At 58.9% G+C, this 12,551-nt stretch carries 14 protein-coding genes; 9 read left to right on the forward strand and 5 right to left on the reverse strand.

Annotation, left to right across the window (positions count from 1 at the left end; all coding sequences use genetic code 11):
- Positions 1-84: 84 nt before the first annotated feature.
- Positions 85-1,284: a tyrosine--tRNA ligase gene (tyrS, locus tag ACW9JE_RS23125; RefSeq protein WP_224540900.1), complete on the reverse strand. Its 1,200-nt coding sequence runs from the start codon at positions 1,282-1,284 to the stop codon at positions 85-87.
- A gap of 213 nt (positions 1,285-1,497) precedes the next feature.
- On the opposite strand from tyrS, the gene ACW9JE_RS23130 reads away from it, so the two are divergent.
- Together ACW9JE_RS23130 and ACW9JE_RS23135 are read left to right on the forward strand one after the other, a co-directional pair.
- Positions 1,498-2,916 carry a peptidoglycan DD-metalloendopeptidase family protein gene (locus tag ACW9JE_RS23130; RefSeq protein WP_457434056.1) on the forward strand — a complete coding sequence of 473 codons (1,419 nt, stop codon included), beginning with the start codon at positions 1,498-1,500 and terminating at the stop codon, positions 2,914-2,916.
- A gap of 3 nt (positions 2,917-2,919) precedes the next feature.
- A complete protein-coding gene (locus ACW9JE_RS23135; protein WP_457434057.1) occupies positions 2,920-4,011 on the forward strand; it encodes an anhydro-N-acetylmuramic acid kinase in 1,092 nt (363 codons plus the stop codon).
- Between the two features lie 66 nt (positions 4,012-4,077).
- Here ACW9JE_RS23135 and erpA read toward each other — a convergent pair whose 3' ends face one another.
- Positions 4,078-4,428 (reverse strand): iron-sulfur cluster insertion protein ErpA, encoded by a 351-nt coding sequence (gene erpA, locus ACW9JE_RS23140; protein ID WP_007906865.1) that lies wholly within the window; start codon positions 4,426-4,428, stop codon positions 4,078-4,080.
- A 167-nt stretch (positions 4,429-4,595) separates the two neighbouring features.
- Positions 4,596-5,630, reverse strand: a complete 1,035-nt coding sequence (gene argC / locus ACW9JE_RS23145; RefSeq protein WP_457434058.1) for an N-acetyl-gamma-glutamyl-phosphate reductase — start codon at positions 5,628-5,630, stop codon at positions 4,596-4,598.
- A 136-nt stretch (positions 5,631-5,766) separates the two neighbouring features.
- Here argC and hemJ point away from each other — a divergent pair, with 136 nt between their 5' ends.
- The 6 genes from hemJ (at position 5,767) to coq7 (ending at position 10,334) form a co-directional block, all read left to right on the forward strand.
- Positions 5,767-6,198, forward strand: coding sequence for a protoporphyrinogen oxidase HemJ (gene hemJ / locus ACW9JE_RS23150; protein ID WP_457434059.1), 432 nt, complete (start codon positions 5,767-5,769; stop codon positions 6,196-6,198).
- Between the two features lie 33 nt (positions 6,199-6,231).
- Positions 6,232-7,200: an NAD(P)H-dependent flavin oxidoreductase gene (locus ACW9JE_RS23155; RefSeq protein ID WP_457434060.1), complete on the forward strand. Its 969-nt coding sequence runs from the start codon at positions 6,232-6,234 to the stop codon at positions 7,198-7,200.
- 74 nt (positions 7,201-7,274) lie between these two features.
- A complete protein-coding gene (locus ACW9JE_RS23160) occupies positions 7,275-8,231 on the forward strand; it encodes a DUF805 domain-containing protein (protein ID WP_457434061.1) in 957 nt (318 codons plus the stop codon).
- Positions 8,232-8,292: 61 nt separating this feature from the next.
- On the forward strand, positions 8,293-9,081 hold the full coding sequence (locus tag ACW9JE_RS23165) for an SDR family NAD(P)-dependent oxidoreductase (RefSeq protein ID WP_224540887.1): 789 nt from the start codon (positions 8,293-8,295) through the stop codon (positions 9,079-9,081).
- An 80-nt stretch (positions 9,082-9,161) separates the two neighbouring features.
- Positions 9,162-9,500 carry a histidine triad nucleotide-binding protein gene (locus tag ACW9JE_RS23170; protein ID WP_008027110.1) on the forward strand — a complete coding sequence of 113 codons (339 nt, stop codon included), beginning with the start codon at positions 9,162-9,164 and terminating at the stop codon, positions 9,498-9,500.
- A gap of 186 nt (positions 9,501-9,686) precedes the next feature.
- Positions 9,687-10,334 carry a 2-polyprenyl-3-methyl-6-methoxy-1,4-benzoquinone monooxygenase gene (gene coq7 / locus ACW9JE_RS23175; RefSeq protein WP_457434062.1) on the forward strand — a complete coding sequence of 216 codons (648 nt, stop codon included), beginning with the start codon at positions 9,687-9,689 and terminating at the stop codon, positions 10,332-10,334.
- A 136-nt stretch (positions 10,335-10,470) separates the two neighbouring features.
- Here the strand turns inward: coq7 and ACW9JE_RS23180 are convergent, their stop codons facing one another.
- Positions 10,471-10,893 carry an OsmC family protein gene (locus ACW9JE_RS23180; RefSeq protein WP_224540886.1) on the reverse strand — a complete coding sequence of 141 codons (423 nt, stop codon included), beginning with the start codon at positions 10,891-10,893 and terminating at the stop codon, positions 10,471-10,473.
- A gap of 230 nt (positions 10,894-11,123) precedes the next feature.
- Between ACW9JE_RS23180 and crp the strand changes: the two genes are divergently transcribed.
- On the forward strand, positions 11,124-11,768 hold the full coding sequence (gene crp / locus ACW9JE_RS23185) for a cAMP-activated global transcriptional regulator CRP (protein ID WP_224540884.1): 645 nt from the start codon (positions 11,124-11,126) through the stop codon (positions 11,766-11,768).
- Here crp and ACW9JE_RS23190 read toward each other — a convergent pair.
- Positions 11,765-12,466, reverse strand: a complete 702-nt coding sequence (locus ACW9JE_RS23190) for a lipoate--protein ligase family protein (RefSeq protein WP_457434063.1) — start codon at positions 12,464-12,466, stop codon at positions 11,765-11,767. The two genes, crp and ACW9JE_RS23190, sit on opposite strands and share 4 nt — an antisense overlap.
- Between the last annotated feature and the right edge of the window lie 85 nt (positions 12,467-12,551).

The raw sequence follows: 12,551 nt of genomic DNA on the forward strand, positions 1-12,551 counted from the left end.
ACCAAGGAGTTTTCCGTTTCGACTGCGCCGGAAGTGGGGCGAATTATAGAGATCTTAAATTCGCCGTCAACACTTAATTTCGATTTATTCGGATTTCAGCGTAATACGCGCAAATGCCTTCTTGCCGGCCTGACATACATGGGTTGCACCCAGCGCACATATAAAGGAGCGATCAACAACCTCACCATCCACGCGCACACCACCAGAACTCAGGAGATCCCGAGCCACAGCCGAGTTCTTCACCAGGCCTGCCTTATTAAGAACAGCCGCGATCGGCATATCTTCGGTAGCAGTCAGCTCGATCTCAGGTAGATCATCCGGCAGCTCGCCATCCTTCATACGGTTGCCCGCAGCACGGTGAGCATTGGCCGCAGCCTCCTCACCATGGAAACGCGCAACAATCTCTTCAGCCAGCTTGATCTTGATATCACGCGGATTGGCACCCGCCTCCACGTCAGCGCGGAAAGCATTGATCTCATCCATGCTGCGGAAGCTAAGCAGTTCGAAGTAGCGCCACATCAACGCATCAGGAATCGACACCAACTTGCTGTACATCACACCAGGCGCTTCCTGGATACCGACATAGTTACCCAAAGACTTGGACATCTTCTTGACGCCATCCAGCCCTTCGAGCAACGGCATGGTCAAAATGCACTGAGCCTCCTGACCGTAACCACGCTGCAGCTCACGCCCCATCAGCAGGTTGAACTTCTGATCGGTACCACCCAACTCGACATCCGCGCGCAGCGCAACCGAGTCATACCCCTGAACCAGCGGATAGAGGAACTCATGAATGGCGATAGGCTGATTGGTCGTGTAGCGCTTGTCGAAGTCGTCGCGCTCGAGCATCCGCGCCACGGTGTACTGCGAAGTCAGGCGAATGAAGTCGGCCGGCCCCATCTTGTCCATCCAGGTGGAGTTGAAAGCCACCTCGGTTTTGGCAGGATCGAGAATCTTGAACACCTGAGTCTTGTAGGTCTCGGCATTCTCCAGAACCTGCTCGCGGGTCAGCGGAGGACGCGTCGCGCTCTTGCCGCTCGGATCACCAATCATTCCGGTGAAGTCGCCGATCAGGAAGATCACCTGATGCCCCAGCTCCTGGAACTGGCGCAACTTGTTAATAAGCACGGTATGACCCAAGTGCAAATCCGGCGCAGTCGGATCGAAGCCTGCCTTAATACGCAGTGGCTGGCCACGTTTGAGCTTTTCGATCAGCTCGGACTCGACCAACAGTTCTTCCGCACCACGTTTGATCAGCGCTAGCTGCTCTTCAACCGACTTCATAACAGACCCGCAAGGCTCAGATTCAAAGGGACCCAACCATACAAGAACGCGCGTCAAATACAAGGTTTGCCCGGCGCACGGACACCAATCCGCGAACAGAGTGTCCGTGGACTTGCTTCAATGATGATTTGGTTATATTTTATACAGTTATTTCATATTCATCATGTCATTCATCTTTTCCAATTCATCTTATTTCAAAGTCAAATATTACTCATGACCAAAGAATCGTCTAAAGCGCCACCGCTTTACCCGAAGACCCACCTGCTCGCTGCGAGCGGCATCGCCGCCCTTCTGAGCCTGGCGCTTCTGGTATTTCCTTCCAGTGATGTTGAAGCCAAGAAGACAACCCTGAGTCTTGAACTGGAAAGTCCTGCTGAACAACTGACACAAGATCAAGACGCCGCTGAAGCCGTTCAAGCCACAAATGAGCCGACCGAGTCCCCTTTTGCGCAGATCGACAATAGCGCAGAAGAGACCTCGGAAACCGCTCAGGCCGCCCCCGCACCGGTCGTCGAAGAAAAGAAGGCACCCAACCACAGGGAAGTGATCGTCTCCAAGGGCGATACTCTCTCCACCCTGTTCGAGAAAGTAGGCCTGCCGGCCACTTCAGTGCATGAAGTACTGGCCAGCGACAAGCAGGCCAAGCAGTTCAGCCAGCTCAAGCATGGGCAAAAACTGGAGTTCGAACTGAGCCCGGACGGCCAACTGACCAACCTGCACAGCAAGGTCAGCGACCTCGAAACCATCACCCTGACCAAGAACGACAAGGGCTACTCCTTCAACCGCATTACCGCCAAGCCGACTGTGCGCTCCGCCTACGCACACGGCGTGATCAACAGTTCGCTTTCGCAGTCCGCCACTCGCGCCGGCCTGTCCCACAGTCTGACCATGGATATGGCCAACGTGTTTGGCTATGACGTCGACTTCGCCCAGGACATTCGCCAGGGCGACGAGTTTGATGTGATCTACGAGCAGAAAGTGGTCAATGGCAAAGCCGTCGGTAACGGTCCGATCCTGTCCGCCCGCTTCACCAACCGCGGCAAGACCTACACCGCCGTGCGTTACACCAACAAACAAGGCAACAGCAGCTATTACACCGCTGACGGCAACAGCATGCGCAAGGCGTTCATCCGGACTCCGGTGGATTTCGCACGTATCAGCTCGAAGTTCTCGATGGGCCGCAAACATCCGATCCTGAACAAGATCCGCGCCCACAAAGGTGTGGACTATGCAGCCCCGCGCGGTACGCCAATCAAGGCTGCCGGCGACGGTAAAGTGCTATTGGCAGGTCGCCGCGGTGGTTATGGCAACACTGTGATCATCCAGCACGGCAGCACATACCGTACGCTCTACGGCCACATGCAGGGCTTCGCCAAAGGCGTCCAGACCGGTAGCAATGTCAAACAGGGTCAGGTGATTGGCTACATTGGCACCACCGGCCTGTCCACCGGACCGCACCTGCACTATGAGTTCCAGGTGAACGGCGTGCACGTCGATCCACTGGGCCAGAAAGTGGCAATGGCCGACCCGATCTCCAAGGCCGAACGCGCACGCTTCCTCGCACAGAGTCAGCCACTGATGGCGCGCATGGATCAAGAGAAATCCACCAAACTGGCTTCGAGCAAGCGTTAAGCCATGGCCCTTTATATAGGTGTGATGTCCGGGACCAGCCTCGATGGCCTGGACATTGCGCTGATTGAGCAAGCCCCGGCAATCCGACTGATTGCCACGCACTACATTCCCATGCCCGACTCCTTGCGCACCGAGCTTCTTGGCTTGTGCGCCAGTGGCCCTGACGAGATTGCCCGCTCCGCCATCGCCCAGCAAAACTGGGTGAAACTGGCGGCACAGGGCATTCACTCCCTCCTGACCCAACAAAACCTCAAGCCCGAAGACATTCGCGCGATCGGCAGTCACGGGCAGACCATTCGCCACGAACCGGCGCGAGGCTTCACGGTGCAGATCGGCAACCCGGCGCTGTTGACCGAACTGACTGGAATCACAGTGGTCAGCGACTTCCGCAGTCGCGACGTCGCTGCCGGCGGCCAGGGTGCACCGCTGGTACCAGCCTTCCACGAGGCCTTGTTCGAGGAACAGACCGGCAACCGCGCCGTACTGAACGTCGGCGGTTTCAGCAATCTCAGCCTGATCGAGCCAGGCAAGCCTGTCGCCGGCTTCGATTGCGGCCCGGGCAATGTGCTGCTGGATGCGTGGATTCACCAGCAACGGGGCGAGAACTACGATCGCGATGGCCAATGGGCCGCCAGCGGCAAGGTCGAACCGATCCTGTTGAAAGCCCTGCTCAGCGATCCATTCTTCAGCACCAAGGGCCCGAAAAGTACCGGTCGCGAAGTGTTCAACCTGCCATGGCTGATGCAGCATCTCGCGCAGCTACCGGCCTTCGCCGCCAACGACGTACAGGCAACGTTGCTTGAGCTGACCGCACTGACCATCATCGAGTCGCTGCAAAGCGCTCAGGCCCACACGCAAGAGTTGCTGGTCTGCGGCGGCGGCGCCCACAACACCACCCTGATGAATCGCCTGGCCAGCCTGCTGCCCAATGCGAAAGTCAGGAGCACTTCCGCCCATGACGTGGACCCGGACTGGGTCGAAGCCATGGCCTTTGCCTGGCTGGCTCATTGCTGCCTTGAGGGCATCCCAGCCAATCGCCCGAGCGTCACCGGCGCCCGGGGCTTGCGCGTTCTGGGCGCCATCTACCCCGCCTGAACGACAGACAGCAAAACGCCGCATGACCGTGAGGCCATGCGGCGTTTTGCTGATACAGGTGGCGGATCAGATCGAGAACGAAGAACCGCAACCACAGGTAGTGGTCGCATTCGGGTTCTTGATGACGAAACGCGAACCTTCCAGACCTTCCTGGTAATCCACCTCGGCACCTGCCAGGTACTGGAAGCTCATTGGATCGACCACCAGACTCACACCCTCGCGCTCGACGATGGTGTCGTCATCTGCCACTTCTTCATCGAAGGTGAAGCCATACTGAAAACCTGAACAACCGCCGCCCGTAACGAATACGCGCAGCTTCAAGCGATCATTCCCCTCTTCATCGACCAGGCTCTTCACCTTGTGCGCAGCACCGTGGGTGAATTGCAAAGCCGTGGGGGTGAAGGATTCGACGCTCATGCTGACTATCTCCCGGCGCTACGCCGTCATATTGCGTGATGACGCGCATTATCCGCTTGTCCTAGAAAATCGGTCAACTATTGTTATGGTATATCAACCAACCCAGTCGTCGGCACGGAATGCAAAAAGGCCCGTTGAACGGGCCTTTTACTGTGCGCAGTAAACGCTTACGGCAGCATGCCGGCGTGGGACAGGCCCAGACGCTCATCCAGGCCGAACAGGATGTTCATGTTCTGAACCGCCTGACCCGACGCGCCTTTGACCAGGTTGTCGATCACCGACAGCACCACCACCAGATCACCATCCTGCGGACGATGCACCGCGATACGGCAAACGTTGGCACCGCGCACGCTGCGGGTTTCCGGATGACTGCCGGCTGGCATCACGTCGACGAACGGTTCGTTGACATAACGCTTTTCGAACAGTGCCTGAAGGTCGACCGAGCGATCCACGACGGTCGCGTAGAGAGTGGAGTGAATGCCGCGAATCATCGGCGTCAGGTGCGGAACGAAGGTCAGACCGACGTCCTTGCCTGCAGCACGGCGCAAGCCCTGGCGGATTTCCGGCAAGTGACGGTGCCCCTTGACCGCGTAAGCCTTCATGCTCTCGGAAGTCTCGGAGTACAACGAACCTACAGCCGCGCCACGACCGGCACCGCTAACGCCGGATTTGCAGTCGGCGATCAGGCGCGAAGCATCCGCCAGACCAGCTTCGAGCAACGGCAGGAAACCCAGCTGGGTCGCGGTCGGATAGCAACCCGGTACAGCGATCAGGCGTGCCTTTTTGATCTGCTCGCGATTGACTTCCGGCAAACCGTAGACCGCCTCGTCCAGCAACTCCGGCGCGCCATGCGGCTGGCCGTACCACTTGGCCCATTCATCCGCATCCTGCAGACGGAAGTCCGCAGACAGGTCGATGACCTTGGTCCCGGCCGCCAGCAACTCACCAGCCAACGCGTGAGCAACGCCGTGAGGCGTCGCGAAGAACACCACGTCGCAGGCGCCCAGCGTCTTGATATCCGGAACGCTGAACGCCAGGCCGTCATAGTGGCCTCGCAGGTTCGGATACATGTCGGCCACGGCCAGGCCGGCCTCGGATCGGGAAGTGATGACTACCACTTCAGCTTGCGGATGTTGCGCCAACAGACGCAGCAGTTCGACCCCGGTGTAACCCGTGCCGCCGACGATACCGACCTTGACCATAAACCTGCCCTCAACGAACCCACTGGAAAGCCGTCGATAATAGGGGCCGCGCGCGCCTGCGACAACCGGCAAGGTGACGTGCGGACGCTCAAGCCTCTACTATCCCGGCTACCGTGAACCTTGGGGATAACCAAAAATGCTTTATCTGTGGCTCAAAGCTTTTCACATCATCAGCGTCGTATGCTGGTTTGCCGGCCTGTTTTATCTGCCGCGCCTGTTCGTTTATCACGCGCAGAGCGAGGATACCGTCAGCAAGGAGCGCTTCAGCGTGATGGAGCGCAAGCTCTATCGCGGGATCATGGGCCCGGCGATGATCGCAACGCTGATCTTCGGCGGCTGGCTGATCAGCCTCAATCCGAGCGCCTATTTCAGTCAAGGTGGCTGGATGCATGCCAAGCTGACCCTGGTGGCTCTCCTGATCGGCTACCACCATATGTGCGGCGCACAGGTGAAGCGGTTTGCCCGTGGCGAGAACACCCGCAGCCATGTCTTTTATCGCTGGTTCAATGAAGTGCCGGTTGTGTTTTTGCTGGCTATCGTAATTCTGGTCGTCGTGCGGCCGTTCTAAATCCAACAAGCATTAATCACCGGGGGTATTCCAATGTCGCTGCCCGCTTTGCTCGATCATCGTTTGCGCCTGCCCGTGGTAGCGGCGCCGATGTTCCTGATTTCCAACCCGCAACTGGTCCTGGCCTGCTGTCGCAACGGCGTGGTGGGCAGTTTTCCAGCGCTCAACCAACGCGAAAGCAGTGGCTTCAAGGCATGGCTGGAAGAAATCGAAGCGGGCCTGGCGACGCTGGAAAATCCCGCGCCGTACGCAGTGAACCTGATCGTCCACAACAGTAACCCGCGATTGCAGGCCGATCTCGAGATCTGCATCGAGCACAAGGTGCCGATCGTGATCACCAGCCTGGGCGCTGTGAAAGAAGTGGTCGATGCAGTGCACAGTTATGGCGGCCTGGTATTCCACGACGTAACCACTCGCCGCCATGCCGAAAAAGCCGCCGAGGCCGGCGTGGATGGCTTGATCGCCGTTGCCGCGGGTGCAGGCGGGCATGCCGGGACCTGGAGCCCGTTCTCGCTGATCGCCGAGATCCGCCAGTTCTTCGACAAGACTTTGCTGCTGGCTGGCTGTCTGAACCACGGCCACGAGATTCTCGCCGCGCAATTGCTGGGTGCGGATCTGGCCTACTTCGGCACACGCTTTATCGGCACCGCTGAAAGTCATGCGCCGGACGCCTACAAGGAAATGCTACTGAGCTCCAAGGCCGCGGACATCATTCACACGCCAGCGGTATCGGGCGTTCCGGCGAGCTTCATGCGCAAGAGCCTGGAAGCTGCGGGTTTCGACATGCTGGCCCTGCAAAACAAGGGCGAGGTCAACTTCGGCTCCAAGCTCAAGCCGCTGAGCGATGAAGCCAAAGCCTGGAAAACCGTGTGGTCCGCCGGTCAAGGTGTCGGTGAAATCGATGATTTGCCGAGTGTCGATGAACTGGTGGCGCGTCTCGACAGCGAGTATCGCAAGGCGCTGGAACAAGCCACGCAACTTCAACAGCGCTGGCCACGTTGAAAGAATCGGGTCGGCTTCAGCGGCCGGCCCTACAATCCAAGGATTCAAACCTTCGCGACAAGGATGCCTGGGCAATGAGCGACAACCGCTTCAACATCGTTTTCGACGGCACGCTTTTACCGGGTGTTGATATCAATACCGCCAAGCTCAACATCGCCGCGCTGTACAAAAGCGATGTCGCTGCCGTCGAGCGCCTGTTCAATGGCCATGCGGTAGTACTCAAGCGAGACCTGACGCAGTCCGACGCACAGGCATATCTGCAGGCCCTGAAGAACGCCGGCATCGATGCCCGGGTCGAGCCCGTAACGTTGATCGAGCTCAATCTGTCCGACGTTCACCAGCCCTCGCCCGTCGCCACTCCCGCAGAGCCCGACTCACCCTACGCGCCACCGCAAGCCAGGGTCGGCGAGCAGTTGGCCGAGTTCGCCACACTCAAACCCTTTGGTGTAGAAGGACGGATCGGCCGTCTGCGTTTTCTCGCATGGTCGATGGTGTTGAGCCTGGGGGCGATCGCTGTCATCACCGTATTTGCCGTGGTGGGATTGGCCCTGGTCAGCACCGATTCGACCGCGGGGCTGATCATCGGTGGTTTCCTGGCTTTCATCCTGTGCATCGTGTTCCTCATTGCCAGCGTCATGATCAGCGTTCAGCGTCTGCATGACCTCGGCTGGTCCGGATGGCTCTGGCTGCTGAACCTGGTGCCCTTTGTCGGCAGTTTCTTTCCGCTCGTGATGATGGCAATGCCCGGCAATCAGACGGCCAACCGTTATGGTCCGCCACCGCCACCCAACAGCACGGCGGTCAAAGTGCTGTCATCGTTGTGGGTCGTGCTGCTCGCACTGATCATCGTCGGCGCACTGGCGGGTGGTATTTCCGCTATTCAGGACGAGTATGAAAATACCCTCGAAAGCAGTTACCAGAGCAGTTCGCAGATCACCGAGGAAATCGAGGTGGAAACTCAATCCCCGGCAAATTCAGCCGATGATGCAGCCGAACAAGCCCAGCCACCTGTAGACTCTGCGCAAGAATGAACAGCGCTCCCTGCCCGTGACACCTGCGGTGCGGCGCGCTGCTGTTGCGATGGAGAACTGCATGACCCGTTACGCTCTGATCACTGGTGCTTCCAGCGGCATCGGCCTGGCGATGGCCGAAGCGCTGGCCCGGCGCGGCCGCAGCCTGATACTGGTGGCCCGCCAGCGTGATCAGCTGGAAAGTATCGCGATAGAACTGACCCAACGTTTCGGCGTGGAGGTCCTGTTCCGCGCCTGCGACCTGAGTGAGCCCCTGCGCCTGTCCGGCTTTCTGCTGGAACTGGAAGAAGGTGACCGGCAGATCGACTTGCTGGTGAACTGCGCCGGTATCGGCACCTGCGGCCCGTTTCTGGGGCTGGACTGGATGACCGAGCAAGACCTTATCGAAGTGAACATCCTGGCCCTGACCCGTCTGTGCCATGCCATTGGTAACAGCATGGCGCTGCATGGCGGCGGGCAGATTCTGAACGTTGCTTCGGTTGCGGCTTTCCGTCCGGGTCCGTGGATGAGTACCTATTACGCCAGCAAGGCGTATGTGCTGCACTTCTCCGAAGGCCTGCGCGTGGAACTGAAAAAATGCGCGGTGAAGGTTTCGGTGCTCTGCCCCGGGCCGACCCGCACCGGCTTTTTCCGCACCGCGCAGCTGAACGCGGACAAACTGGCCGACAGCAAACTGCTGATGAGCCCGGAGGAAGTTGCGCTCTATACCGTTCGGGCACTGGAAAAAAATCGCGCGATCATTATTCCCGGACGGCGCAACCGCTGGCTCGCCGCCCTGCCACGCTTCGGTTCGCGCTGGCTGATCCGGACAATCACCGGCATGGTTAACAAGTCTTACTGCCCGCGCTGAGCGGGTGACTGGCAAAAGGCTGGGCTCGGGCAAGTCTCGTGAGTACACTCAGGCCAGCCCAAACAACGGAGAAAACTGCTGTGGATACTCTGTTCACCAAGATCATCAACCGGGAAATCCCGGCGAAGATCATTTACGAGGACGACCAGGTACTGGCCTTCCACGACATCGCCCCACAGGCACCGGTGCATTTTCTGGTGATCCCGAAAAAACCGGTGCGCACCCTGAACGACCTGACCGAGGACGACAAGGCTCTGGCTGGACACATTCTGTTCACCGCCCAGCGCCTGGCCCTCGAACTGGGCTGTGAAAAGGGTTTCCGTGTGGTCATGAACTGCAATGAAGAAGGCGGCCAGACCGTCTATCACATTCATATGCACGTGCTCGGCCAGCGCCAGATGCACTGGCCACCGGGCTGATCAGACGCCCTACTGCTGGCGATGAACGTCAACGATCACGCGTGTTTGCAGAAAACACCGTTGCCGTCGAACACATCGCCAGCAAGCGCCCTCAAACGGAAACATCCCCGCCGCACAATGACCCGAGGCAAAACTTCCACGGCCGATTGGGTTAAACTGGCCGCCGAGATTCCTCCGGAGGTCAGCATGACTACCCAACGTCACTACTCGCCAATCGACCGCCTTCTGCTGCAAGCCGATGCCGCGATGCGTACTTTGCTGCCTTCCAGTGGCCAGCCGTACCGTCCGTCCCCCGCCATAGTGCAGCCGGACGCCAAAATGAGCGACGAAGAAACCCGGCACGTGGCCGGTCTGATGCGTATCAACCATACCGGCGAAGTCTGCGCCCAGGCGCTGTACCAGGGGCAGGCCCTGACCGCCAAGCTGCCGCAGGTGCGAGCGGCCATGGAACATGCCGCCGAGGAAGAAATCGATCACTTGGTCTGGTGCGAGCAGCGCATTCACCAGCTGGGCAGCCACACCAGCATTCTCAACCCGCTGTTCTATGGCATGTCCTTCGGGATAGGCGCGGTTGCAGGGCTGATCAGCGACAAAGTCAGCCTGGGTTTCGTCGCGGCCACCGAAGATCAGGTGTGCAAACACTTGAACGAACACCTCGAGCAGCTGCCGGCGGAAGATGAAAAGTCCCGGGCGATCCTGGAACAGATGCGCATCGATGAAGAGCAGCATGCTGAAAGCGCATTGGACGCTGGTGGGTTCCGCTTTCCGGCACCGGTGAAGTTCGGGATGAGTTTGTTGGCCAAGGTGATGACCAAGAGTACTTATCGGATCTGAGATCCTGGTTATCTGGAGGGGCCTTTTCGCGAGCAAGCTTCGCTCCTACAGAAACGAGGGTGAATAAAAAAGGCGACTGCCGTGAGGGAGTCGCCTTTTTTGTGTTCAGTGCCGGTCTGACGGGCCACTACCCGACTCAACCAAGCTCGACGATTTCGTAGTCGTGGGTGATCTCGACACCTGCTGCGCCCAGCATGATCGACGCCGAGCAATATTTTTCGGCCGACAGCTCGATGGCACGCTTGACCTGAGCTTCCTTCAAGCTGCGGCCCTTGACCACGAAATGCATGTGGATCTTCTTGAAGACTTTCGGATCTTCGCTCGCACGCTCGGCTTCCAGGAACGCTTCGCAGCTCTCGACCGCCTGGCGGGACTTCTTGAGAATGCTGACCACATCGAAGTTACTGCAACCGCCGACACCCAGCAGGAGCATTTCCATCGGCCGGACACCCAGGTTACGGCCACCGGCATCGGGCGGACCGTCCATGACCACGACATGACCACTACCGGATTCGCCGAGGAACATGGCTTCGCCAGCCCATTGGATGCGTGCCTTCATCGCCAAGACTCCACTGTATAAAAAAGGGTCGCCAGCTTAGCACAGGCCCCGTGATTGACAGTGCCCGCCTTGCGAGGAGGGGCGCTCACCTGTCTGTAGGTAATTTCTCGAATATTGCAGGAAGTGTCTGTTAAGCTGACGCCAATTCGCTGACGCTCTGCCGGATTCGCCACAGCCGCCGCAATTCATATAAAAACCAACATACCGTGCAGTCTTTTCGGGATACAACCATGGTTGCTATTGCCCCCACACCCAAGATCAAGAACCTCGACAAGCTACTGATGCATTGTCAGCGCCGCCGCTATCAGGCCAAGAGCAACATCATTTGCGCTGGCGACCGCGCCGAGACACTGTTCTTCATCATCAAAGGTTCGGTCACGATCCTGATCGAAGATGACGACGGCCGGGAAATGATCATCGCTTATTTGAATGCCGGGGACTTTTTCGGTGAGTTGGGCCTGTTCGAGCAGGCTGGCATGGAGCAGCAGCGCAGCGCCTGGGTGCGCGCCAAGGTCGAATGCGAAGTCGCGGAAATCAGTTACACGAAATTCCGCGAACTGTCGCAGCAAGACCCGGACATTCTTTATGTGCTGAGCGGACAAATCGCCCAACGACTGCGCAATACCACCCGCAAGGTCGGCGACCTGGCCTTCTTCGATGTAACGGGCCGCGTCGCTCGCTGCCTGCTGGAACTGTGCAAGCAGCCCGACGCCATGACTCACCCTGATGGCATGCAGATCAAGGTGACGCGCCAGGAAATCGGGCGGATCGTCGGGTGTTCGCGGGAGATGGTCGGGCGCGTCCTCAAGGATCTGGAAGAACGCAACCTGGTGAACGTCAAGGGCAAGACCATGGTGGTGTTCGGGACGCGCTAGGCGCCGAACATCTGCGCCAGCATTTGCCGGTAGAGTTCGTCGAGACGTTTCACGGCATCCGGCGCAGTGAACTTCTCATGCAGGGCGATGTGGCTTTCGGCACGCACCCGCTGCTCCAGACCACACGCCTCATTGAATCGATTGACCGCCGCGACCATCGACTCACGCTCGTTATTCACCAGCATCGCACCGTGAACCAGCCCCACCGGTCGCTGCCCGCCCTGACTCTGGCGCCAGCGCTGGGCGGTGCCGACCATCTTGCGCCCGTCCAGGTTGACGTTGAAGCGACCATCGCAAAAGGCGCCCTCGATTTCCCCAAGCGACGACGTCCCGCCCAGCTCATCCAGCAGATCACAGATCGGATCGCACAAGCGCCGGTATCCGGACTCGATGCGGTTCAGATCGCCTTCACTGCGCGGTGGCGCGTAAACCAGGGCGATATTGATCGTCGATGACGATTGCGGCACCGGCTCGCCGCCGGTTTCGCGCAACAGCACCGGCCAGCCGGCAGCGGCGGAGACTTCACAGGCGTGATCGAAACCGGGCAGACGGTTCAAGCGGCGCGGCATGACCAGCGCCCGATCGCTGGGCTGCCAGAACAGCAGGCCAAATACCGCATTGCCGGCGCAGACCGATGCCAGCAAATCCTGTTCGGCTTGCAGGCCGGCTTCGATGGTCAGGGAAGTTGGTAGCGACATGGACAGCTCCGGCAGGCTTCAGATCTTCGGGGAATTTGAAGGCCTCTTCGCGAGCAAGCCCGCTCCCACATTAGACCGCATTTAA

The sequence above is a fragment of the Pseudomonas sp. SDO55104_S430 genome (genome assembly GCF_054070595.1).